Origin of the sequence: Pseudomonas atagonensis (genome assembly GCF_011369485.1) — a bacterium.
Lineage (GTDB): Bacteria > Pseudomonadota > Gammaproteobacteria > Pseudomonadales > Pseudomonadaceae > Aquipseudomonas > Aquipseudomonas atagonensis.
This window is the reverse complement of record NZ_VXCA01000012.1, coordinates 197,075-221,665: the sequence shown is the minus strand read 5'-3', so window position 1 is coordinate 221,665 and position 24,591 is coordinate 197,075. Positions and strand designations below refer to the sequence as shown.

The 24,591-nt window shown below is 60.7% G+C and carries 16 protein-coding genes; 12 read left to right on the top strand and 4 right to left on the bottom strand.

Annotation, left to right across the window (positions count from 1 at the left end; all coding sequences use genetic code 11):
* The first annotated feature begins 87 nt into the window (after positions 1-87).
* The 4 genes from F2P67_RS09055 (at position 88) to F2P67_RS09040 (ending at position 7,592) form a co-directional block, all read left to right on the top strand.
* Positions 88-3,165, top strand: a complete 3,078-nt coding sequence (locus F2P67_RS09055; protein WP_166219576.1) for an autotransporter serine protease — start codon at positions 88-90, stop codon at positions 3,163-3,165.
* 64 nt (positions 3,166-3,229) lie between these two features.
* The gene (locus tag F2P67_RS09050) at positions 3,230-4,918 is read left to right on the top strand and encodes a polyurethane esterase (RefSeq protein WP_166219574.1); all 1,689 of its coding nucleotides are present in this window, start codon (positions 3,230-3,232) and stop codon (positions 4,916-4,918) included.
* A gap of 205 nt (positions 4,919-5,123) precedes the next feature.
* Positions 5,124-6,977, top strand: a complete 1,854-nt coding sequence (locus tag F2P67_RS09045) for a polyurethane esterase (protein WP_166219572.1) — start codon at positions 5,124-5,126, stop codon at positions 6,975-6,977.
* A 240-nt stretch (positions 6,978-7,217) separates the two neighbouring features.
* Complete coding sequence (locus F2P67_RS09040) at positions 7,218-7,592, top strand: hypothetical protein (RefSeq protein WP_166219570.1); 375 nt, start codon at positions 7,218-7,220, stop codon at positions 7,590-7,592.
* Positions 7,593-7,633: 41 nt separating this feature from the next.
* On the opposite strand, the gene F2P67_RS09035 is transcribed toward F2P67_RS09040, so the two are convergent.
* A complete protein-coding gene (locus F2P67_RS09035; RefSeq protein WP_166219568.1) occupies positions 7,634-7,858 on the bottom strand; it encodes a YgdI/YgdR family lipoprotein in 225 nt (74 codons plus the stop codon).
* Positions 7,859-8,053: 195 nt separating this feature from the next.
* Between F2P67_RS09035 and F2P67_RS09030 the strand changes: the two genes are divergently transcribed.
* The 4 genes from F2P67_RS09030 to F2P67_RS09015 all read left to right on the top strand — a co-directional run bounded on the left by F2P67_RS09030 (position 8,054) and on the right by F2P67_RS09015 (position 14,560).
* On the top strand, positions 8,054-9,706 hold the full coding sequence (locus F2P67_RS09030; protein WP_166219566.1) for a VRR-NUC domain-containing protein: 1,653 nt from the start codon (positions 8,054-8,056) through the stop codon (positions 9,704-9,706).
* Positions 9,703-11,976 carry an ATP-dependent DNA helicase gene (locus F2P67_RS09025; RefSeq protein WP_166219564.1) on the top strand — a complete coding sequence of 758 codons (2,274 nt, stop codon included), beginning with the start codon at positions 9,703-9,705 and terminating at the stop codon, positions 11,974-11,976. Before F2P67_RS09030 ends, F2P67_RS09025 begins: the two co-directional genes overlap by 4 nt.
* Positions 11,977-12,026: 50 nt before the next feature.
* Positions 12,027-13,946, top strand: a complete 1,920-nt coding sequence (locus F2P67_RS09020; RefSeq protein ID WP_166219562.1) for a hybrid sensor histidine kinase/response regulator — start codon at positions 12,027-12,029, stop codon at positions 13,944-13,946.
* Between the two features lie 77 nt (positions 13,947-14,023).
* Positions 14,024-14,560 carry a hypothetical protein gene (locus F2P67_RS09015; protein ID WP_166219560.1) on the top strand — a complete coding sequence of 179 codons (537 nt, stop codon included), beginning with the start codon at positions 14,024-14,026 and terminating at the stop codon, positions 14,558-14,560.
* A gap of 54 nt (positions 14,561-14,614) precedes the next feature.
* On the opposite strand, the gene F2P67_RS09010 is transcribed toward F2P67_RS09015, so the two are convergent.
* The 3 genes from F2P67_RS09010 to F2P67_RS09000 form a co-directional block, all read right to left on the bottom strand.
* Positions 14,615-14,911 carry a hypothetical protein gene (locus tag F2P67_RS09010; RefSeq protein ID WP_166219558.1) on the bottom strand — a complete coding sequence of 99 codons (297 nt, stop codon included), beginning with the start codon at positions 14,909-14,911 and terminating at the stop codon, positions 14,615-14,617.
* 186 nt (positions 14,912-15,097) lie between these two features.
* Positions 15,098-16,441, bottom strand: coding sequence for a cation:proton antiporter (locus tag F2P67_RS09005; RefSeq protein ID WP_166219556.1), 1,344 nt, complete (start codon positions 16,439-16,441; stop codon positions 15,098-15,100).
* A 270-nt stretch (positions 16,442-16,711) separates the two neighbouring features.
* Positions 16,712-17,866 (bottom strand): MalY/PatB family protein, encoded by a 1,155-nt coding sequence (locus F2P67_RS09000; RefSeq protein ID WP_166219554.1) that lies wholly within the window; start codon positions 17,864-17,866, stop codon positions 16,712-16,714.
* A gap of 322 nt (positions 17,867-18,188) precedes the next feature.
* Here F2P67_RS09000 and fdnG point away from each other — a divergent pair, with 322 nt between their 5' ends.
* Genes fdnG through fdhE form a run of 4 tightly spaced genes read left to right on the top strand, consistent with a single transcriptional unit; the run spans position 18,189 to position 23,782 of the window.
* Positions 18,189-21,254 (top strand): formate dehydrogenase-N subunit alpha, encoded by a 3,066-nt coding sequence (gene fdnG / locus F2P67_RS08995; RefSeq protein WP_166219552.1) that lies wholly within the window; start codon positions 18,189-18,191, stop codon positions 21,252-21,254.
* The gene (fdxH, locus tag F2P67_RS08990) at positions 21,255-22,190 is read left to right on the top strand and encodes a formate dehydrogenase subunit beta (protein WP_166219550.1); all 936 of its coding nucleotides are present in this window, start codon (positions 21,255-21,257) and stop codon (positions 22,188-22,190) included. It abuts the gene before it with no gap.
* Positions 22,187-22,852, top strand: coding sequence for a formate dehydrogenase subunit gamma (locus tag F2P67_RS08985; protein ID WP_166219548.1), 666 nt, complete (start codon positions 22,187-22,189; stop codon positions 22,850-22,852). The genes fdxH and F2P67_RS08985 overlap by 4 nt, the downstream gene beginning before the upstream one ends.
* A 3-nt stretch (positions 22,853-22,855) precedes the next feature.
* On the top strand, positions 22,856-23,782 hold the full coding sequence (gene fdhE / locus F2P67_RS08980; protein WP_166219546.1) for a formate dehydrogenase accessory protein FdhE: 927 nt from the start codon (positions 22,856-22,858) through the stop codon (positions 23,780-23,782).
* Positions 23,783-24,591 lie beyond the last annotated feature (809 nt).

The following is a 24,591-nucleotide window of genomic DNA, read 5'->3' as shown; positions in this document are numbered from 1 at the left end:
TGAACGCAGAGCGTCCCTAGAGGTATTCCCACGCGGAGCGTGGGAACGATCAGGATTTTTCGCAACATCACTAAGGAAGGTCGCTGGATGAATAACAACAATACCCCCGCGCAAACGGGTGGTCGCTTTGCCCTCAAAACGCTCACGCTCGCGGTGCTGTGTGCAATCGGTACGGCGCACGCTGCGCCCTACGTGGAAAACGGTCGCACGGGCGATCCGTCAAGTTGGCGCAGCGCTGAATTCCAGGCCGACTGGGGTCTGGGCGCCATCGGTGCCGATCATGCTTACGCGGCCGGTTACACCGGCAAAGGCGTGAAACTGGGGATCTTCGATCAGCCGGTGTACGCCGCGCACCCGGAGTTCTCCGGCAACAACAAAGTCGTCACCCTGGTCACCAGCGGGATCCGCGAATACACCGACCCGTACATCCCGGTGAAAGCCGGGGATGCGTTCCGCTATGACGGTTCGCCCTCGGTCGGCTCCGACGGCAAACTTGGCGCCCACGGCACCCACGTCGGCGGTATCGCCGCCGGCAGCCGTGACGGCGGGCCCATGCACGGCGTCGCGTTCGGCGCGCAAATCATCAGCGCCGACAACGGCGACCCGGGCCCGGAAGACGGCATCGTGCGCGGTAACGACGGCGCAGTGTACAAGGCCGGTTGGGATGCGCTGATCGCCAGCGGTGCGCGGATCATCAACAACAGCTGGGGCATCGGCATCACTGACCGTTTCGACCTCGGCGGCCGCAACCCGGCGTACCCGCACTTCACCGTCAACGACGCGCAAGTGCAGTTCAACGAGATCCGCACGCTGCTCGGCACCAAACCCGGTGGCGCCTACGACGGTGCAATCGCTGCAGCGCGCAGCGGCATCGTCACCATCTTCGCCGCCGGCAACGACTACAACCTGAACAACCCGGACGCCATCGCCGGCCTCGGTTATTTCGTTCCGGAGATTGCGCCGAACTGGATCACTGTCGCCGCGTTGCAACAGAACCCGGATCAGGCCAGCGCCAATCGGTACATCATGAGTACGTTCTCTTCGCGCTGCGGTTACACCGCGAGCTTCTGCGTCTCGGCGCCGGGGACGAAAATCTACAGCTCGATCATTGAAGGCACAAACGGCGACAACCTCACCACCGGCTACAAGAATTACAACGGCACCTCGATGGCTGCGCCGCACGTCGCCGGCTCCATGGCGGTGCTGATGGAGCGCTTCCCGTACATGTCCGGCGATCAGGTCGCCAGCGTGTTGCGCACCACGGCGACTGACCTCGGCGCACCGGGCGTCGACGCCTTGTACGGGTGGGGCATGATCAACTTACGCAAGGGCATCGACGGCCCGGCGATGTTCGTCACCGAGCAGGACATTCCTGAAGAGTTTCGTATTCAGGGGGCTTACGGCGCCGGCCAGTTCGTCGCCGATCTGCCGGGCATCGGCGCGATCATCGATCAAGGCAAACCGACCGAGCGCGTGTGCACCGACATCACCTGCGGCCTCGACACCTGGCGCAACGACATTTCCGGACACGGCGGCCTGACCAAGCAAGGCCTCGGCACCCTGGTGCTGACCGGCAACAACACCTACAGCGGCCCGACCCTGGTCAATCAGGGACGGCTGGCCATCAACGGTTCGCTGGCTTCGGCGGTCACCGTAAATGACGGCGGTATCCTCGGCGGCAACGGCCACATCGGCGCGCTGTCGGTGAGCAAGGGCGGCACCGTGGCACCGGGCAATTCGATCGGCACGATGAACGTGGCCGGCGACGTGACCTTCGCACCGGGTTCGACCTACGCGGTAGAGCTGTCGCCCACCAGCAGCGACCAGATCATCGCCACCGGTAAGGCAGTCATTGAGGGCGCGACCGTCACCATGTCGCTGGAAAACAGCCCGACGCTGCTCACCACCGGCGAAGTCAAAAGCCTGCTCGGCACCCAGTACAACATCCTGCAAGCGGCGGGCGGCATAGACGGGCGCTTCGGTCAGGTGCTGCCGGATTACGCATTCCTCGGCGGCACGCTGGCGTACTCGGCGAGCGGCATTCAACTGGCGGTGGGGCGCAACGACGCGTCGTTCGCCAGCGTCGGCCTGACGCCGAACCAGCGCGCAGTCGGTGCTGCTGCCGAGCGTCTGGGTGCCGGCAATGCGCTGTTCGAAACCTTGTTGCTGTCGCCCGACACGGCGTCGGCGCAGCAGGCATTCCAACAGTTGTCCGGCGAAATTCACCCGGCCATCGGCACACTGCTGATCAACGACAGCCGTTATCTGCGTGAAGCAGTGGGCGAACGTCTGCGCGAGCGTGATCTGTTCGACGCCGCTGCACCGACGGATGACCGCAGCAACGTCTGGGTCAAGGTGCTGGGTTCGTGGGGCACAAGCGACGGTGGCCATAAATACGCGGACTCCACCAGTTCGATCGGCGGCTTGCTGGCCGGTGTCGATGGGCTGATTGCTGAAGATACGCGCCTGGGTTTCGTTACCGGTTATAGCGACAGCTCGTTGAGCATGGGCAGCGGCACGCATTCGTCGGCGTCGGTCGACAGCTACCACTTGGGTGCGTATCTGGGGCATCAGGTCGATGCACTGCGCCTGACCGCCGGTGCGGCGTACAGCTGGCATCGCGTGGATGTGAAGCGTGACCTGCAAATCGGGGACATCAGCAGCAAACAAAAGACCAAACACGATGCAGCGACGACTCAGGTCTTCACCGAAGCGGCTTACGATCTGGGTTTGCAGCCAATGAATCTGGAACCGTTCGCCAATCTGTCGTACGTGCACTTGAACACCGAAAGCTTCACCGAGAAGGGGGATGCCGCCGCGCTCAAGGGCGGGGAAGACAACCGTGATGTGGTGCTGTCGACCCTCGGCGTACGGGCCAAGCGTACGTTCGCCCTGTCCGATCAGCATCAACTGGAACTGGGCGCAACGCTGGGCTGGCAGCACAACCTGAGCAACGTCGATGCCGACAGTCATCTTGCGTTCGCCAACGGCAACAGCGCGTTCAACGTGCAGAGCGTGTCGATGGATCGCGATGCGGCGCTGGTTGGCGTACGCGCCGGGCTGGCGCTCAACCGCGATGTGCGGGTGAACCTCGATTATAACGGGCTGATCGGTTCGAACGAGAAGGATCACGGTGTGGGTCTGACCCTCGACTGGCAGTTCTAAAGGCGTGTGCAGGCAGTTCCGGAAGGGACTGCCTGCACGGATTTGAAGGAAGAGAGAGCACAACATGGGACTGTTCGATTACAAAAATGCCGATGGCAAAGCGTTGTACAGCGACGCCATCGCCCTGACGCTGTATGCCTACACGCCGACCGGGCAAGCCTTGCCGGGCACCGGGTGGAAGCCGGTCAGTGCGACGGCGCTGGGTTACCAGGGCAAGGTCGGCGCGCAGGGCACGTTCTTCGGCGAGAAGGACGGCTTTACCAGTGCCGAAGCTGAAGTGCTGGGCAAGTACGACGCTGCCGGCAAGTTGATCGGGATTGGCGTTGCCTTTCGTGGCACTGGCGGGCTGGGTTACAGCGACACCTTCGGCGACATGAAGAACAATTTGCTCGCGGCCATCGGGCCGTCGGATTACGCCACTCAATATGCGAAAAACGCCTTCGACAATCTGCTCAAGGCTGTCGCGGCGTTCTCCATCGCTCACGGCATCGCGGCCAAGGACGTCCTGATCAGCGGCCACAGCCTCGGCGGGCTAGGGGTCAACAGCGTGGCTGAACTGAGTGCGAGCAACTGGGGCGGGTTCTTCAAGGACGCCAACTACGTGTCCTTTGCCTCGCCGACCCAGAGCAGCACCGGCACCAACGTACTGAACATCGGATACGAGAACGATCCGGTGTTCCGCGTGCTCGACGGCACCACGTTCAGCACGGCCTCGATGGGCAAGCACGACAAACCCCACGATTCGACCACCGACAACATCGTCAACTTCAACGACAACTATGCGTCCACCGCGCAGAACCTCGTGCCATTCAGCATCGTCAATCCGCTGAACTGGTCGGCGCACAGTTCGTTGGGTTATGCCGATGGCTTGAACCGGGTGATCGATTCGAAGTTCTACGGCCTCACCCATAAGGATTCGACGATCATCGTTTCCAATCTGGAAGAGTCGTCCCGGGGCAAGACCTGGGTCGAGGATCTTGGCCGCAGCGGCGAGCCGCACACCGGCAGCACGTTCATCATCGGCACGCAAAGCAGCGACTGGCTCAAGGGCGGGGCGGGCAACGACTTCCTCGAAGGCCTGGGCGGCGATGACCGCTTCCGCGATGACGGTGGTTTCAACATCCTGCTCGGTGGTCAGGGCCACAACACCTTCGAGCTGCAGAAACCGTTGCAGAACTTCAGTTTTGCCAACGACGGTGACGGCACGCTGTACGTGCGCGACGCCTACGGCGGCATCAGCATGACCCGCGACATCGGCGCACTGGTGAGCAAGGAGTCGGGGTCGTGGTGGGGCAGCAAGGAAATCACCTGGGGCGTCACGGCCAAGGGTTTGACCAATGGCAACGAACTGACCCAGTACAACCATTCGCTGAGCGGCGATGGCTACGGCAATGCGTTGCACGCCAGCGCCGACGGTGACTGGTTGTTCGGCTTGGGTGGCGACGACAAACTGATCAGCGACAAAGGTCACGTGACCTTCGTCGGTGGCGCCGGCAACGACGTGATGACGGCGGTGGGTGGCAACAACACTTTCCTGTTCAGCGGCGCGTTCGGTTTCGATGCCATCAACGGTTATCAGGGCAGCGACAAACTGGTGTTCATGGGCGTCGAAGGCGCGGGGCAGGGTTACGACTACAAGCAACATGCTTCGCAGTCGGGTGGCGATACCGTGCTGAAGGTTGGCGACTTTGCCGTGACGCTGGTCGGGGTTGGTGTGGCTAACCTGTCGGACGCGAGTTTCGTCTTCGCTTAGATCCAATGTGGGAGCGGGCTTGCTCGCGAAGGGAGCGCGTCAGTCAACATTGCTGTAGCTGACACACCGCTTTCGCGAGCAAGCCCGCTCCCACAGGGGGAAATTTGCAACAACAAGTAGTACTGAAATGCTCCGGGGCGTCTCGCGAGGGGCGCTCTGGCTGTGAGCTATCTCTGACAATTCCAACAAAAGAGAGGCAATAGCAATGGGTGTGTATGACTACAAAAACTTCGGCACGGCGGATTCCAAGGCGTTGTTCAGCGATGCCATGGCGATCACGCTGTATTCCTACCACAACCTCGATAACGGTTTTGCCGCCGGTTATCAGCACAACGGTTTTGGCCTTGGCCTGCCGGCGACGCTGGTCACGGCGTTGCTCGGGGGGACCGACTCCCAAGGCGTCATCCCCGGCATTCCATGGAATCCCGATTCGGAAAAACTCGCCCTCGAAGCCGTGAAAAAGGCCGGCTGGACGCCGATCACGGCCTCGCAACTGGGCTACGACGGCAAGACCGACGCACGCGGAACCTTCTTTGGCGAGAAGGCCGGTTACTCGACAGCGCAGGTCGAGATTCTCGGCAAGTACGACGCCCAGGGCCATCTCACAGAAATCGGCATCGCCTTTCGCGGCACCAGCGGCCCGCGCGAGAACCTGATCCTTGATTCCATCGGCGACGTGATCAACGACTTGCTCGCCGCGTTCGGCCCCAAGGATTACGCCAAGAACTACGTCGGCGAAGCGTTCGGCAACCTGCTCAATGACGTGGTCGCCTTTGCCAAGGCCAATGGCCTCAGCGGCAAGGACGTGCTGGTCAGCGGCCACAGCCTCGGCGGGCTGGCGGTCAACAGCATGGCGGATTTGAGCGGCGGCAAGTGGGGCGGGTTCTTCGCCGACTCCAACTACATCGCCTATGCCTCGCCGACCCAGAGCAGCACCGACAAAGTGCTCAACGTCGGCTACGAGAACGACCCGGTGTTCCGCGCCCTCGACGGTTCGAATTTCACCGGCGCCTCGATTGGCGTGCACGACGCGCCGAAGGAATCGGCCACCGACAACATCGTCAGCTTCAACGATCACTACGCCTCGACGGCGTGGAATCTGCTGCCGTTCTCCATCCTCAACATTCCGACCTGGATCTCGCACTTGCCAACCGCTTACGGCGACGGCATGAACCGGGTGATCGAGTCGAAGTTCTACGACCTGACCAGCAAGGACTCGACGATCATCGTCGCCAACCTGTCGGATCCAGCGCGGGCCAACACCTGGGTGCAGGATCTCAACCGCAACGCCGAAACCCACAAGGGCAGCACCTTCATCATCGGCAGCGACGCCAGCGACCTGATACAGGGCGGCAGCGGCAATGACTATCTGGAAGGTCGCGCCGGCAACGACACGTTCCGCGACAGCGGCGGCTACAACATCATCCTGGGCGGGCAGGGCAGCAATACGCTGGACTTGCAGAAGTCAGTGAATACCTTCGACTTCGCCAACGACGGCGCCGGCAATCTGTACATTCGCGATGCCAACGGCGGGATCAGCATCACCCGCGACATCGGCGCCATCGTCACCAAAGAGCCGGGCTTCCTCTGGGGTCTGTTCAAGGACGACGTGACCCACAGCGTCACGGCCAGTGGCTTGAAGGTCGGCAACAACCTGACCGCCTACGAGTCGAGCGTGAAGGGCAGCAACGGCGCCGACACGCTCAAGGCGCATGCCGGCGGCGACTGGTTGTTCGGCCTCGACGGCAACGATCATCTGATCGGCGGGGCGGGCAACGATGTGTTTGTTGGCGGCGCCGGTAACGATCTGATGGAGTCCGGGGGCGGGGCGGATACGTTCCTGTTCAACGGCGCGTTCGGCCAGGATCGGGTGGTGGGATTCACGTCCAACGACAAACTGGTGTTTCTCGGCGTGCAGGGTGTGTTGCCTGGCGATGACTTCCGAGCGCATGCCTCGGCAGCCGGGCAGGATACCGTGCTGAAGATCGGCGGCGATTCGGTGACATTGGTTGGCGTTTCGCTGGGGAGTTTGAGTGGCGATGGAATTGTGATCGCCTGATGTTGTGGTGGTGCCTGTAAGGGTCTCTTCGGGAGCAAGCCCCCTCCCACAGTTTGATCGCATGCCTTCCGGTCAACCTGTGGGAGGGGGCTTGCTCCCGAAGAACGATAACGCGGTATTAAAAGTGACTCACAAGCCACTCTCCGACTCCAACCCTGTGCAAACAGGAAAAGCGGCCTAAAGCCAGCACGTGCGCACACGTTCTATAGCTAGCCGCCATCGAGTAGAGGAGATCCAAACGTGAAAGGTTTCAAGGGGTATGTCGCCATCGTAGGTTTGGCGCTGTGTGCGGCCAATGCCTGTGCCGATCTGCCTCAAAGTTCGATTCTGAGCCGATACGGCATCACCACCGATCAATTGCCAGGCCCGGTCAAGACCGAGACGGCAGAGCCGGTCGAAGAGAAAAGCCGTTTTCAGATCCAGCCTGAACAGCCGTTCGTGACGATTCGCCTGGGCGACGGTAAACAACCGCAAACCACCGGCAACCTGAGCATTGACCGCATGGCGCAGCAGGATCTGGAGCGTTGCCAGCGTCTGCAAGGTGAAGTGGCCAGACGTGGCGGGCAATACATGAGTTGCGACAACAGCATTCCGGGCATGACGCTGCCGGAATAACCCTCTCGGGAGCTGCCGCGCCGGCAGCTCCGTTCCAGCGATCAGTCTTCCTCGCGCACGGTTGCCACTTCATCGGCGCGCACTTTCACTTTGGCGCCGGAAATATCCTCGAACTCATAGAAACCGTCCTTGGTTTTGGTTTTCGGCATATCTTTGGTCAGGTATTGCGTACCGTTCTGCAGCGTGACCACGGTCTGTGTCGAGCAGCCGCCCAACGCCAACAGGGCTGCTACCACGACGGGGATGCCCAGAGTCTTGATGTTCATAGCCACCTCTAATTTCCTCATTCCATGTCATACCGGCCGTTATCGGCCTGCTTAGGCGGTTGGTGCCGTCCAGTGGGGAAAAGTTCGATGGTGCCATGAAAAAACGCCATTGATCTTTTTCCGTTTGCACCGGGCAGGGCAGAGCTGGTATCTGTACGCATAACCAGTACTCGCTCGCCATGGCCCTGAATACCCGTGACTGCCAATCCCCTCGACGATCCGTTCTATTACCTCAACAACTTCCGGCAAGTGCTTGATTGGCTTGAGCTTCGTTATGCCGACGTGATGAGCGAAACGGAACACGCGTTCATCCGCGACTTCAACGCCTTGCCCAAGGCCTCGCAGGGGTTGCTGGTGCGGATGGTCATGCGCAAGGGCGTGCATTTTCGTGCGAGCAAACTCAATTACCTGGAAATCGGCGACATCGCCCTCGCCGCGCAGCCGTTACTGGAGCATGGCTGGCTCGACGAACACGCAGCGCTTTCGCTGGTCGAGCTCTTCGACGTGTTGCTCAAGGCCGAAATCCTTCAAGCCTTCAGCGCCCACATCGAACAACCCAGGGGTCGCAAGGACGAGTGGCTGCCGGCCCTGACCGAGCAGTTCAATGAAACCCGCAACCTGCGCGACTGGGCGCCGGCGCTGAATGAACGGCTGTTCAGCCTGACCATCATGGACCTGTGCGACCGCCTGCGTCTGATGTTCTTCGGCAACCTCTATCAGGACTGGTCCGAGTTCGTGCTGGCGGATCTCGGTATCTTTACGTACGAAAAAGTCGAATTCTGCGCCGACTCTCGCGGCCTGCGCAGCCGTGCCGACGTCGACGCCTGTGTGTTTCTGCACAACTGCCAACTGCGTTTCGAGGCCGGCGAACCGTTGCAAGAGATTGCCGAGCAGGTCAGCGCACTGCATTTCGACAACCCCTGGCTGCAACGTCGACGCGGCAAGGTGTTGTTCCAGATCGGCCAGTATTGCGAGCGCATCGCCGAGTTTGCCCTGGCCCTGAGCATTTACCGCGACTGCGCCTATCCGGGCGCGCGGTTGCGCATGATCCGCGTACTGGAACGCTGCAGCGAATACAGCTTGGCGCTGGAACTGGGCGCACTGGCCGAACAAACGCCGGAAAGTGCCGCCGAGCAGCAAGGCCTGCAACGCCTATTGCCGCGGCTTCGGCGCAAACTCGGTGGCCCGCCGCTAAAGCGAGCGGTGGCCAGACCGGTCGAACGTCTGGATCTGCATTTGCCGCGCACCGATCCGGCGCTGTCGGTGGAGTATTACGTGCAAGCGCATCTGCACGATGACGAAGGCCCCGTGCATTACGTGGAAAACAGCCTGATCAATTCATTGTTCGGATTGTTGTGCTGGCCGGCGATTTTCGCGCCGTTGCCCGGGGCGTTTTTTCACCCGTTCCAGCGCGGGCCGGTGGATTTGCTCAATGAAGATTTCCAGCAACGCCGGGCCGAACTGTTCCAGAACTGCCTGGCGGAACTCGACGATGGCCGTTACCTTTCGACCATTCGCCAACGCTTCGCAGCCAAATGGGGGATTCAGTCGCCCTTTGTCTTTTGGGGCGCACTCAACGAACAACTGCTTGATCAGGCTCTGGCCTGTCTGCCGGCCGAACACCTCAAACACTGGTTCAGCCGTTTGCTGCTCGACATCAAGGCCAACCGCGCCGGCATGCCCGACCTGATCCAGTTCTGGCCGCAGCACAAAACCTACCGAATGATCGAAGTCAAAGGCCCCGGCGACCGTTTGCAGGACAATCAACTGCGCTGGCTCGAGTTCTGCCACGAGCACCAGATGCCGGTGGCCGTGTGTTACGTGCAATGGGCGGAGCAGAGCGCTTGAGCTACAGCATTGCGGTGCGCGCGCTGTGTGAGTTCACCGCCAAGACCGGCGACCTCGACCTGCGCTTCACGCCGTCGCCCACGGCGCTGGAAGGCATTGCCGGCCACCGCACGGTCGCTTCGCGGCGCAGCGAGCAGTATCAAAGTGAAGTGGCGCTGGAAGGCAAGTTTCTGCAATTGAAAGTCAAGGGCAGGGCGGATGGCTACGACCCGGCGCAGAACTGCCTGGAAGAAGTCAAAACCTACCGTGGCGACCTGAGCAAACAACCGGCCAATCATCGCCAGTTGCATTGGGCACAGGCGAAGATCTACGGCTGGCTGATGTGCCGCAAGCTCGAACTGGCGCAGATCAATCTGGCGCTGGTGTATTTCGACATCGTCAGCGAAAAGGAAACCTGTCTGGTCGAGGCGTTCAGCGCCGAGGCTTTACAGGTTTTTTTCGAACAGCAGTGCGGCTTGTTTCTGCAGTGGGCGCAACAGGAAATGGCCCATCGCGAGGCGCGCAATCAGGCGGCGCAGAAACTGGCGTTTCCGCACTCGGACTTTCGCCCCGGGCAGCGTCATCTCGCCGAGTCGGTGTTCAAGGCAGTCAGCACCGGCCGCTGCCTGATGGCGCAGGCGCCGACCGGCATTGGTAAAACCCTCGGCACGCTGTTCCCGATGCTCAAGGCGTTGGCGCCGCAGCAACTGGACAAAGTGTTCTTCCTCACCGCCAAGACCCCGGGACGCAAACTGGCGCTGGATGCCAGTCAGGTGTTGTTCGATCAATCTGAAACGTTACCGCTGCGCGTATTGGAAATGGTCGCCCGTGACAAAGCCTGCGAGCACCCGGACAAGGCTTGTCATGGCGAATCCTGCCCCTTGGCTCAAGGTTTCTACGATCGATTGCCCGCCGCCCGCGAAGCGGCGAGCCGGATCAACCTGCTCGATCAAGCCGCCATGCGTGAAGTGGCCAGCCAGCATGCGGTGTGCCCGTATTACCTCAGCCAGGAAATGGCCCGCTGGGCCGATGTGGTGATTGCCGATTACAACTATTACTTCGACTTCAGCGCGCTGCTGTTCGGGCTGGCGCAGCTCAATCAGTGGAAAGTCGCCGTGCTGGCGGACGAGGCGCACAACCTGGTGGAACGCGGGCGGCAGATGTACAGCGCCAGTCTGGATCAGGCCACGCTGGGCGGTGTGCGCAAATCCGCGCCCGAACCTTTGAAGAAGTCACTGCAACGGGTCAATCGTGAATGGAACGCGCTGCACGCGCCGCAACTGGCGGCGTATCAGGCCTACGACAAAGCCCCGGAAAAACTGTTGCAAGCCATCTCGCTGTGCTGCGCCGCGATTGGCGATTACCTCAACGACCACCCGCAAGGCCTCGACGGTGCCTTGCAGAACTTCTACTTCGACTTGCTGCAATTTGGCCGTGTCGCCGAGCTGTACGACGAGCATTACCTGTTCGACATCAGCAAACGCGACCTCGACCGCAAACGTGCGCTGTCGCAACTGTGTCTGCGCAACGTGGTGCCGGCCGCGTTTATCGGTCCACGGCTGAAAGCGGCGCGCAGCGCTGTACTGTTTTCCGCGACCCTGAGCCCGCGCAATTATTACGCCGACCTGCTCGGCACGCCGGCCGGCACCGTGTGGATCGATGTCGAGTCGCCCTTCAGTGCCGAACAATTGCAGGTGCACATCGTCAGCCGCATCTCGACCCGGTTCAACCATCGCCAGGCCTCGCTCGAACCGATTGTCGAACTGATCGCCCGACAGTTCAGCGAGCGTCCGGGCAACTATCTCGCGTTTTTCAGCAGCTTCGATTACCTGCAACAAGTCGCGACCTTGCTCGCCGAGCGTTATCCGCACATCACCCTGTGGCAGCAATCGCGGGGCATGGCGGAAGACGCGCGGCGGGCCTTTCTGGAGCAATTCACGGCGCACAGCCAAGGGGTCGGTTTTGCCGTGCTGGGCGGCGCTTTCGGTGAAGGCATCGATTTGCCGGGCGCACGCTTGATCGGCGCGTTCATCGCCACCCTTGGCCTGGCGCAACTCAACCCGGTCAACGAACAATTGAAGCGGCGCATGGCCGCGATCTTCGGCGCCGGTTATGACTACACCTACCTGTTTCCCGGCGTGCAGAAAGTCGTGCAGGCCGCCGGCCGGGTGATCCGCACTCGCGAGGATCGCGGCGTGGTGATGCTGATCGATGATCGGTTTGCCGAAAGCCGGATCAGGCAATTACTGCCGCGCTGGTGGGCAATCAATCATGAACCGGCGACTTCCTAATTTGGCGGATTGACGCATACTCCTGCACATGAATCTGTGCGGTGAATGTGATGAGCGAAAAGAACAAGACCGCTGCTGTCGAGGAAATGCGTTTCCGACTGTTGATCGACGCCGTGGTCGATTATGCGATCTACATGATCGACCCGAATGGCATCATCACCAGCTGGAACTCTGGCGCCAAACGCTTCAAAGGTTACGAAGAGGCAGAAATCCTCGGCGAGCATTTTTCACGGTTCTATACCGCTGACGACCGAGCCGCCGGCCGGCCGCAACTTGCGCTCGACACGGCGATCCGGGAAGGGCGCTTCGAAGGTGAAGGCTGGCGAGTGCGCAAGGACGGCACCAATTTCTGGTGTCACGTGGTGATCGACCCGATCATCGACCCCAGCGGCAAACTGCTCGGTTTCGCCAAGATCACCCGCGACCTCACCGACCGCAAAATGGCCGAGGAAACCCTCAAGCAGAGCGAACAGCAGTTCCGCATGCTGGTTCAGGGCGTGACTGATTACGCGATCTACATGCTCAGCCCCGAAGGGCGGGTCAGTAACTGGAATCAGGGCGCCCAGCGCATCAAGGGCTACTTGCCCGAAGAAATCATCGGCCAGCATTTTTCGATTTTTTACACCCCGGAAGATCGAGAGAACGGCGAGCCGCAACGGGCGCTGGCGATAGCCACTCGCGAGGGGCGTTTTGAAAACAAGAGCTGGCGCGTGCGCAAGGACGGCACCCGGTTTCTCGCCCATGTGGTGGTCGATGCGATTCGCGGCGACACCGGCACCTTGCTCGGTTTCGCCAAAATCACCCGCGATGTGACCGAGGCACATGAGGCGCAGCTGGCTCTGGAGAAAACCCGCGAGGCGCTGTTCCAGGCGCAGAAGATGCAGGCGATCGGACAGCTCAGCGGTGGCATTGCCCACGACTTCAACAACCTGCTGACGGTGATTCTGGGCAACCTTGAGATTGTCCAGAAACGCATCGGCGATGACGCAAAAATCAGTCGCTTGCTGGAAAACGCCACCCAAGGCGCATTGCGTGGTGTGTCGCTGACCCAGCGCATGCTGGCGTTTGCCCGCCGTCAGGAACTCAAGACCGAGCCGGTGGACATCCCGAGACTGGTGCAAGGCATCACCGGGCTGTTGCGCAGCTCGCTCGGTCCGGGGATTCGCATCGAAACGCGGTTTCCCGACGACCTGGAGTCAGTGTTGGCGGACACCAATCAACTGGAACTGGCGATCCTCAATCTGGCGACCAACGCCCGCGACGCGATGCCCAATGGCGGCAGCGTGGTGATCAGCGCACAACCCGAAGTGGTGCTCAAGCACGGTCAATCCGCGTTGGCGGCGGGGCGTTATGTCTGCCTGAGCCTGATCGACACCGGCGAAGGCATGGACGCCGAAACAATGGCCTCGGCCAGAGATCCGTTTTTCACCACTAAAGGTCTTGGCAAAGGCACGGGCCTGGGTTTGTCGATGGTGCACGGATTCGTTGAACAACTTGGCGGCCGTTTCATCCTTAAAAGCGAGAAGGGCCACGGCACCACGGCCGAACTTTGGTTACCGGTGGCTATTGAGGGCGCGGCGGTCAAACCGGCGTACCCTTGCGCCGAATCGATCACGGTGCCCCGGCTCAGTGTTTTGGTGGTGGACGACGATTCGCTGGTGTTGACCAGCACCAGTCTGTTGCTGGAAGACCTCGGCCATCGGGTGGTCAGTGCCACCTCCGGCGCCGAGGCATTGAAGTTGTTCGATCAGGGTGAAGTCATTGATCTGATGATCACCGACATGGCCATGCCGCACATGAGCGGCGCGCAACTGGCACAGGCCGTGCGACTGCTCAAACCGGATCTGCCGATCATCCTAGCCACCGGGTATGCCGAGCGACTGGAGGGTTTCGCCGCGCAATTGCCGCGTCTGGCCAAGCCTTTTACACAAATGAATCTGGTGGAAATCATCGCCCAGTCAGTGAAGTGACGTGCCGGAAAATTGCGCTGAACCAGTGCGCCACGGGGGCTTCTAAACAGTTCCCCCATCCCCGGAGCGCGCGCCTCTTGCCTCGCATACTGACCCATCCCACTGCTGAAGAAACCTTGACCGAACACGACGCCAAGATGTTCGGTTCGCCCAAGGAACGGCTGGATTTCTATCGTCGGGAGATCCAGTACGAAACCAGCATTCTGGCCAATCGCACGGACGCCTATCTGGCCGCCCAGTCGTTTCTGGTGATTGCGTTTGCTTCGTGCATGGCCAATCTCAACCCGGAGTGGGGCAAGTTGTTCACGCTGGTGGTGCCACCCTTTCTGGCGTTGCTCGGGCTGCTCAGCTCATTGAACGCCTGGCCGGGGATTCGCGCGGCGTACGACATCATCGATCACTGGCATTTCAAGCAAAGTCACCTGCTGCTCAGCGAACCCTTGATGGGGCTGGCGTATGACGAGTCGCCGCTATTCAGTGAAATGGAATCGAGCCACAAGGGCTACCGCAAGTCGCTGTTGTTTTCGGTGCGCACGCCATGGATCTTTGCGACGTTCTGGGTGTTGTTGGGCAGCTATGCGGTGTTCATTCAGGTGACCAATCCGGGAGGCTGATCCGCTGAAAATAAAAAGCCCGGCCTACATGGCCGGGCTTTTTTTTATGTGGCATCACTCGCTGGTCTCAAGCTGGCGACGCAACCCCTGGGAGTTGTGCACCGACATTGGAATCGGCGGGAAGTCTTCATTCAGCACGCACAAATGCTCGATCGCGTCGGCAAACTTCACATCGGCTTTTCGGCGCAACGCTCGGTAGTGTTCAAACTGTTCAGCGTCCATCTCGCGGGTTTCGAGTAACTCATGGGCCGATCGATTCAGCGCCTGGGCTTCTTCGAACAGTTGCCGATTGCGTTCCAGAGCCAGTGCTCTGCAAGCCTTGATCTGTGCAGGAGTCGAGCATTCTTTCATGACCGTAACCTTGATTTTCAGGATTCCTTTTCGTGGGCTTGACGCCGCAGGGGAACCGAACCTGCCAGGCCCCGCCACATGCATCCGGCGAGGGGTTATGGTTGTGACTGCTAACGGTTGCGCGCGGATCCATTTTTTTTCAGAAGAAAATTCGATGGGTAGTCTGTAAAAGTCCGCTGGAAAAAATCAGATTTTCTGTTTCTTTCGTTGTTCGTAGCGCGCAAGGATCGGTTGCGTGCTGATGCCGTGCAGCAGGATGCTCAATGCCACGACCGACAAGGTCAGATCAGTGCACAACGTCGCGACGGAATCAGTCAGGCCATGGTTCAAGGCATAAAACAGGTAGTACAGGCTGCCGATCCCGCGAATGCCGAACCAGCCGATCAATAGCCGCTGACGTCTATCCAGCAACGAGCCCCAAGGCATCAACGCCACGCAGACTGGACGGATAATGCAGAACAGCACACCACCGACGAGCAGCGCGCGCCAATCCCAGTGCGCCATCAGCACCACGCCGAGCAGCGTGACCAGAAACACCTCCATGGCGCGTTCGACCAGACTGCCGAACGACAACATGTCGCCCATCATGATGCCCGCTGCGACCTGACTGCTTTGCAATCGCTCGGTGTCGCCGTGCACCGCGTGCTGTGGCTCTACGTTCTGGTGACCGACCACCGGTTGCACCAGATGCTCGGCGGGCGGCTGGCCGGCGCCGGTGGATTTGACTTCTTCCTGGCGCAAACCCAGCCCGGCGGCGAACACCGACAGAAAACCGTAGCCGCCAATTGCTTCGGCGACGACGTAGGCGAGGGCGATCAGGGCCAGCGCCAGATAATCGTTGGGGCTTAAGGTGCTGTCGTCGTTGCGGATTCGCAGCGACAGCGTCAATCGGCCAATCCCGCGACCCATCCAGTAACCGGTCAACAATCCCGCCGGCACGGCCCACAGCACGTTGAGCAACAACCAGTTGAGCCAGTCGGAAGACGCGTTTTCGCTGTGCAACAGCAGCAAACCCAGAATCACGAACGGGAAGGCGATGCCGTCGTTCAGCCCGGCCTCGCCGGACAGTCCAAAGCGAACGCTGTCGATGTCCCGGGCATCGTTGACCTGCACCAGCGCCGCCAGCACCGGGTCGGTGGGTGCCAGAATCGCGCCGATCAACAGCGCCGGCCCCCAAGGCATGTGCAGGCCAAAATGCAGCAACAGACAGACGCCGATGATCGTCAGCACCATCACCGGCCCGGCCAGCCCGAAGGCGATGCGCCAACGCTTGTCGCGTAGAGGCAGGCGTAATTTGAGGCCGCAGACAAATAGCGAAAACAGCACCGCGACTTCGGTCAGGTGCTGCATCCATAAGGAGGCGTCGTCGAGGGACAGTTTCAGCAAGTCGAGGCCCATCGGCCCGATACCGACACCCAGCAGCAGGCACACCGCCGAGGTGGTCACCGGCATCCAGCGCAGGTACGACGAGGTCAGTGCGAGGGTCAGCAACACCGCACCGAGCACGGCGACCCACACGACGAAACTCATGACGGGACGCCTGAGGACGGCAATCGCACCGGGTTAACCCACGGTCGTTGGTCGAGTGCTGGCATGACGACCTCCTGACGCTGAAGAGTCCGGGCGACTCTTATAAGGTATGGAGAGGCATGATGCCGCCGGGTTCAGTTTTTTCTCGCGTGTGTCACATCACCAAATGTGGGAGGGGCTTGCTCCCGAAGGGGCCATTTCAGTTGTATCTTCGCTGAATGGCATACCGCCTTCGCGAGCAAGCTCGCTCCCACAGGGACGTGTGGTGTTTCAGTTGTTGCGATCGGCCAGAGCCCGCTCCATACGCGCGATACCTTCTTCCAGTAGCGAGCGCGGGCAGCCGAAGTTCAGGCGCACGAACTGTTGGTGCTGGTCACCGAAGTCCAGACCGGCACTGAGGCCGACTTTCGCCTGTTCGAGGAAGAACTGCTGCGGGTTGTCCAGATCCAGTGCCGAGCAATCAAGCCACGCCAGGTACGTCCCCTGCGGCACATTGATGGTCACGCCCGGCAAACGGCTGCGCACCGCTTCAACCAGCCAGTCGCGGTTGGCCTGCAGGTAGGTTTTCAACGCGGCCAGCCACGGCGCGCCTTCGCTGTACGCCACGCGGGTGGCTTCCATGCCCAACGGGTTGACGCTGTCGACCATGCCGCAACGGGCGTGGTTGACGCGTTCGCGCAGGGCGGCGTCCTGAATGATCATGAATGACGTCTTGAGGCCGGCGATGTTGTAGGCCTTGCTCGCCGACATCAGGGTGATGGTGCGCTGGGCGATTTCCGGGCTGAGGGACGCGGTCGGAATGTGCACGCGGCCGTCAAAGCACAATTCAGCGTGGATTTCGTCGGAGATGATCCACGCGTCCTGCGCCACGCAGATATCGGCCACGGCTTGCAGCTCTTCACGGCCGAAGACTTTGCCGATCGGGTTGTGCGGGTTGCTCAGCAGCAGTGCGCCGCCGCCATTGAGGGAGTCGCGCAACACATCCAGCGGTGTGGCGTAGGTGCCGTCCGCCTGAGCGACGAATTCCAGCTCGACCTTGTTCAAGCCCCAATGCCCCGGCGCGTGACGCAGCGGCGGGTAGTTCGGCACCTGCACCACAACGTTCTGCTGTGGCTGTACCAACGCCTTGAGCGCCATGTTGAAACCGGACTCGACGCCCGGCAGGAAGATCAGCTCCTGCGGTTTGACCTTCCAGGCGAATTTGTTCCAGAGGTCGGCGACGATGGCTTCACGCAAGCTGTCCTGCGCCACGCTGTAACCGACCAGCGGGTGCAGCAGACGCTGTTGCAGCGCTTCGATTACCACCGGTGGCGCGGCGAAATCCATATCAGCGACCCACATCGGCAACACGTCGGCCGGATAGCGGCTCCACTTGGTGCTGCCGGTGTTGTGGCGGTCGAATACCTGATCAAAATCGAAAGTCATGCGCGGTCTCGTGAAGGCGGGTTAATTCTGCCGGCCATTCTAATCCCATGACCCAAAGGGAGCACACAAAACCTGTGGGAGGGGGCTTGCTCCCGAATACGGTGGGTCAGAAACCAATGATGTGCCTGACTTACTGCATTCGGGAGCAAGCCCCCTCCCACAGGTGTTACAGCGGGTGACCGATTGTCGCCGACGGTCGGTTTTCACACAGACTGTGTGGTCATTGTCTACAGTGAAAAAGTCGGCAGACGTTTGCCGCAACCGTGATTGTCCAGATAAAACCCGGCACAAGTACCGGGTTCCACCTGATCAGGAGTGCACGATGGATCTCAGCCGTCGTCAGTTCTTCAAGGTCGCCGGTATCGGCCTTGCAGGCTCAAGCCTGGGCGCGTTGGGCATGGCCCCGACGATGGCCTTCGCCGAGCAGGTGCGCCACTTCAAGCTTGCCCACACCCATGAAACCCGCAACACCTGTCCGTATTGCTCGGTCGGGTGCGGCTTGATCATGTACAGCCAGGGCGATGGAGCGAAGAACGTAGCGCAAAGCATCATCCACATCGAGGGCGACGCCGACCACCCGGTCAACCGCGGCACCCTCTGCCCGAAAGGCGCAGGCCTTCTCGACTTCATTCACAGCCCGGGCCGTCTGCTTTACCCGCAAACGCGCAAACCCGGCAGCAGCGAATGGACGCGAATCAGTTGGGACGAAGCGCTCGACCGCATCGCCGACCTGATGAAAACCGACCGCGATGCCAATTTCATCGAGAAAAATGCCAATGGGCAAACGGTGAATCGCTGGCTGAGCACCGGTTTCCTCGCGGCGTCGGCAGCGTCCAACGAAGCGGGTTACATCACCCAGAAGGTGATTCGCAGTCTCGGCATGCTGGGGTTCGATAACCAGGCGCGTGTCTGACACGGCCCGACGGTGGCAAGTCTTGCCCCGACGTACGGCCGTGGTGCCATGACCAATACCTGGACCGATATCGCCAACGCGAATCTGATCCTGGTGATGGGTGGCAACGCAGCAGAAGCGCATCCGTGCGGCTTCAAATGGGTGACCGAAGCCAAGGCGCACAACGCCGCCAGGCTGATCGTGGTCGATCCGCGTTTTACCCGGACTGCTTCGGTGGCCGATTATTACGCACCGATCCGCACCGGCACCGACATCGCCTTCATGGGCGGTCTGATCAATTACCTGTTGACCGAGGACAAGATCCAGCACGAATACGTGCGCAACTACACCGACGTGTCGTTCATCGTCAAAGAAGGCTACGGCTTTGAAGACGGCATCTTCAGCGGCTACGACGTGGCCAAGCGCAGCTACACCGACAAATCCGGCTGGGGTTACGAGTTGGGCGAGGACGGCTTTGCCAAAGTCGACCCGACGCTGCAGGACCCGCGCTGCGTCTATCAATTGATGAAGCAGCATTACAGCCGCTACAACATCGACCTCGCGAGCCAGATCTGTGGCATGCCGGTCGATGCCATGCAGAAAATCTGGGAAGAAATCGCCACCTGCTCGACACCGGGCAAGACCATGACGATTCTCTACGCGCTCGGCTGGACCCAGCACTCGATTGGCGCACAGATCATTCGCAGCGCGGCGATGGTGCAACTGTTGTTGGGCAACGTCGGCATGCCGGGTGGCGGGGTGAACGCCTTGCGCGGCCACTCGAACATTCAGGGGCTGACTGATCTCGGGCTGTTGTCCAACGCCTTGCCGGGTTATCTGACACTGGGCACTGACAACGAACAGGACTACAACGCCTTCATCCATAAACGCACACAAGTACCGCTGCGTCCGGGGCAATTGTCGTACTGGCAGAACTACAGCAAATTCCACGTCAGCCTGATGAAGTCCTGGTACGGCGCCAACGCCACGGCCGAGAACAATTGGTGCTACGACCATTTGCCGAAACTCGACATTCCCAACTACGACGTTCTGAAAATGTTCGACCTGATGAGCCAGGGCAAGGTCAACGGTTACATGTGCCAGGGCTTTAACCCGATTGCCGCGTTGCCGGACAAGAACCGCGTGATGGGCGCGCTGGCCAAGTTGAAATGGCTGGTGGTGATGGATCCGCTGGCCACCGAAACCTCGGAGTTCTGGCACAACGTCGGGCCGTACAACGATGTGAAAAGCGCGGAGATCCAGACCGAGGTCATTCGCCTGCCCACCACCTGTTTTGCCGAAGAGGATGGCTCGCTGGTCAACAGCAGCCGCTGGCTGCAGTGGCACTGGAAGGGCGCCGATGGCCCGGGCGAAGCGCAGACCGACATTCGCATCATGGCCGAACTGTTCCTGCGCCTGCGCAAGCGCTATCAGGCCGAGGGCGGCAAATTCCCTGATCCGCTGCTGAAACTGACGTGGCCGTACAAGATCCCGGACGAGCCATCGCCGGAGGAGCTGGCCAAAGAGATTAATGGCAGCGCTGTCGCCGACTTCACTGATGCCACCGGCGCCGCCGTCAAGGCTGGCTCGCAACTGGCCGGTTTCGGCTTGCTCAAGGACGACGGCAGCACTGCGTCCGGTTGCTGGATCTTCGCCGGCAGCTGGACGGAGGCCGGCAACCAGATGGCCCGCCGCGACAACTCTGACCCGTACGGCATGCATCAGCACCAAGGCTGGGCGTGGGCCTGGCCGGCCAACCGGCGGATTCTCTACAACCGTGCCTCGGCGGACGTATCGGGCAAACCGTGGGATCCGAAGAAACGCCTGGTGTGGTGGAACGGCAAAGCCTGGGGCGGCACCGACGTGCCGGACTATAAGGCCGACGTGCCGCCGGAAGCCGGGATGAATCCGTTCATCATGAACCCCGAAGGGGTGGCGCGTTTCTTCGCCGTCGACAAGATGAACGAAGGGCCATTCCCTGAGCACTACGAGCCATTCGAAACACCGATCGGCATCAACCCGCTGCACCCGCAAAACAAGAAAGCCACCAGCAACCCGGCGGCGCGGATCTTCGATTCGGTCTGGGAAACCCTCGGCGAGGCCAAGGACTTCCCGTATGCCGGCACCAGTTACCGGTTGACCGAGCATTTCCACTTCTGGAGCAAGCACTGCAAGTTGAACGCGATTGCCCAACCTGAGCAGTTTGTCGAGATCGGCGAAGTGCTGGCGAAAGAGAAGGGCATCGCTGCCGGTGATCGTGTGCGCGTCAGCTGTAAACGCGGGTTTATCGAAGCGGTGGCGGTGGTGACCAAGCGGATTCGGCCGCTGCAGGTCAACGGCCAGGTCGTGCATCAGATCGGCATCCCCCTGCATTGGGGGTTCACCGGGCTGACGCGTCACGGTTACCTGACCAACACCTTGGTGCCGTTCCTCGGCGATGGCAACACCCAGACCCCGGAATCCAAGTCATTCCTGGTCAACGTGGAGAAACTGTAAATGGCCAGCCAAGACATTATTGCCCGCTCGGCCACCACCACGGTGCCGCCCTCGGTGAGGAATCAGGAGGCGGTCGCCAAGCTGATCGACACCACCAAGTGCATTGGCTGCAAGGCCTGCCAGGTTGCCTGCTCGGAATGGAACGAGCTGCGCGACGAGGTCGGCCACAACCACGGCACCTACGACAACCCGCAAGACCTGAGCGCAGAAACCTGGACGTTGATGCGCTTCACCGAGCACGAAACCGACGCCGGCAATCTCGAATGGCTGATCCGCAAGGACGGTTGCATGCACTGTGCCGAGCCCGGTTGTCTGGCGGCGTGTCCGAGCCCCGGCGCGATCATCAAGCACGCCAACGGCATCGTTGATTTCGATCAGGATCACTGCATCGGCTGCGGTTATTGCATCACCGGTTGCCCGTTCAACATTCCGCGCATTTCGCAGAAAGATCACAAGGCCTACAAATGCACCTTGTGTTCGGATCGCGTTGCGGTGGGGCTGGAGCCGGCCTGTGTGAAAACCTGCCCGACCGGCGCCATTGTTTTCGGCACCAAGGAAGACATGAAGGAACACGCCGCCGAACGCATCGTCGACCTGAAAAGCCGTGGTTTCGAAAATGCCGGTCTGTACGACCCGGCCGGCGTCGGCGGCACTCACGTGATGTATGTGCTGCACCACGCTGACACACCAAAAATCTATGCGGGGTTGCCGCAGGATCCGGCCATCAGTCCGCTCGTTGGACTGTGGAAAGGCATCAGCAAACCGCTGGGCCTGCTGGCCATGGGCGCGGCGGTGCTGGCCGGGTTCTTCCATTACGTGCGCATCGGCCCGAATCGCGTAGAAGAAGATGAACATCCAGCGCCACCTGACACCTCGGTGCACGTCGTTGATCCGGCGGTGCACACCTTCGATCCACGCGGGGAGGACCGGCCATGAGCAACAAGACGATCCTGCGTTACACCGCCAACCAGCGCACCAATCACTGGCTGGTGGCGATTCTGTTCTTCATGGCCGGGCTGTCCGGGCTGGCGCTGTTTCATCCCTCGATGTTCTGGCTGACTCACCTGTTCGGCGGCGGCCCGTGGACGCGGATTCTGCATCCGTTCATGGGCGTACTGATGTTCGTGTTCTTCCTCGGTTTGGTGTTCCGTTTCTGGCGCGCCAATTTCTTCATCGACAATGACTGGAAATGGATGCGCCGCATCGACCGCGTGCTGGTCAACGACGAAGAAAGCGTACCGCCGGTGGGCAAGTACAACGCCGGGCAAAAGATGCTGTTCTGGACTTTACTGCTGTGCATGCTCGGTTTGCTGTTCACCGGGCTGGTGATCTGGCGGGCGTATTTCAGTGCGTTCTTCGGCATCACCGTGATTCGCTGGGCGATGCTGCTGCACGCACTGGCCGGGTTTGTGCTGATCCTGAGCATCATCATTCACATCTACGCCGGGCTGTGGATCAAGGGTTCGGTCGACGCGATGTTGCATGGCTGGGTCAGCCGCGCCTGGGCGAAAAAACACCACGAACTCTGGTACCGCGACATCACCCGAGATGAGCGTCAGACCGACGTACCGGAGCGACCGATCACCAAAAAGGGCTGACCTTTGGCAACCATTCTTGAACCCGGGGAAATCGAGGCGGCGGCCAGTTCGCCGCCGTTTCTGCATCTGCCACCGCATAACCTCTTCACCTTGCGCGCACAGCGGCTGGAGCAACTGGCCGAAGGGCACCCGCTGGCCGAGTATTTGCGGCTGATTGCCGGGTTGTGTCGGGTTCAGCAGCAAGTGCTGGACGATCCGCCGCTGACGGCGCCGTTTGATCAGCAGCGAATCGAGGCGTGTCAGCAGCACGGCATGCCGCCTTTCGCGGCGGACACGCTGATTCGTGAAGATGCCTGGCAGGCTTACCTCGATGCTTTGCTGCAACGCTACGATCCCTTGGCGCAACCCGCCGTGGTCGAAGCCGTGACGACGCTGCGCGTTGCCAGTACCGGCCAGTGGCGCGCGTGGGCGGTGGCGTTGGTCAGCGGCCAATACTCCATGGTGCCTGCGGCGTTGGTGCCGTTTCTCGGCGCCGCGTTACAAACGGCGTGGAGTCACTGGCTGCTCAGCGCTGCCAATCTGCAATTGAAACCCGGCGACAGCCTCAGCCAGTGCCCGGCCTGCGGTTCGCCGGCCATGGCGGGGGTGATCCGTCATCGCGGCAAGCACAACGGCTTGCGCTATCTGGTGTGTTCGCTGTGCGCCTGCGAATGGCATGTGGTGCGGGTCAAATGCGTGTATTGCGAATCGAGCAAAGGCCTCGACTACCTGAGCCTTGAAGACGATCGCCATCCGGCCAATCAGGCGCCCATTCGGGCGGAAGTCTGCCCGGGCTGCAACAGCTACCTGAAACTGGTTTATCTGGAAAACGACCCCGACGCCGAGGCGATGTCGGCGGATCTCAGCAGCCTGTTGCTCGACATGCGTCTGGCGCAGGACGGTTTTCAACGGCTGGCACCGAATCTGTTACTGGCCCCGGGAGATGAATGACCCCAGCGTCTACACTCCCGGAAATCGCTGGAAGGGGCGAACTGAACTTGATGGTTTGTCGTGTCTCCAGACGGCCTACAAAACCTGTGGGAGGGGGCTTGCTCCCGAAGGCGGCCAGTCAGCCACTGATGATGAGACTGATGCAACCCTTTCGGGAGCAAGCCCCCTCCCACCGGTTTGGCGGCGTCGCCGGGAGACCAATACACGTAACGTCTACACTCCCGGAAATCGCTGGAAGGGGCGAACTGAACTTGATGGTTTGTCGTGTCTCCAGACGGCCTACAAAACCTGTGGGAGGGGGCTTGCTCCCGAATGCGGCCAGTCAGTCACTGATGATGAGACTGATGCGACCCTTTCGGGAGCAAGCCCCCTCCCACCGGTTTGACGGCGTCGCCGGGAGATGAATGAACGCAACGTCTACACTCCCGGAAATCGCTGGAAGGGGCGAACTGAACTTGATGGTTTGTCGTGTCTCCAGATGGCCTACAAAACCTGTGGGAGGGGGCTTGCTCCCGAATGCGGTGAGTCAGCCACTGATGATGAGACTGATGCGACCCTTTCGGGAGCAAGCCCCCTCCCACCGGTTTGACGGCGTCGCCGGGAGATGAATGAACGCAACGTCTACACTCCCGAAAATCGCTGGAAGGGGCGAATTGAACTTGATGGTTTGTCGTGTCTCCAGATGGCCTACAAAACCTGTGGGAGGGTGCTTGCTCCCGAAGGCGGCGAGTCAGCCACTGATGATGAGACTGATACGACCCTTTCGGGAGCAAGCCCCCTCCCACAGTCAGCTTTTTTCGGGAGTGGCT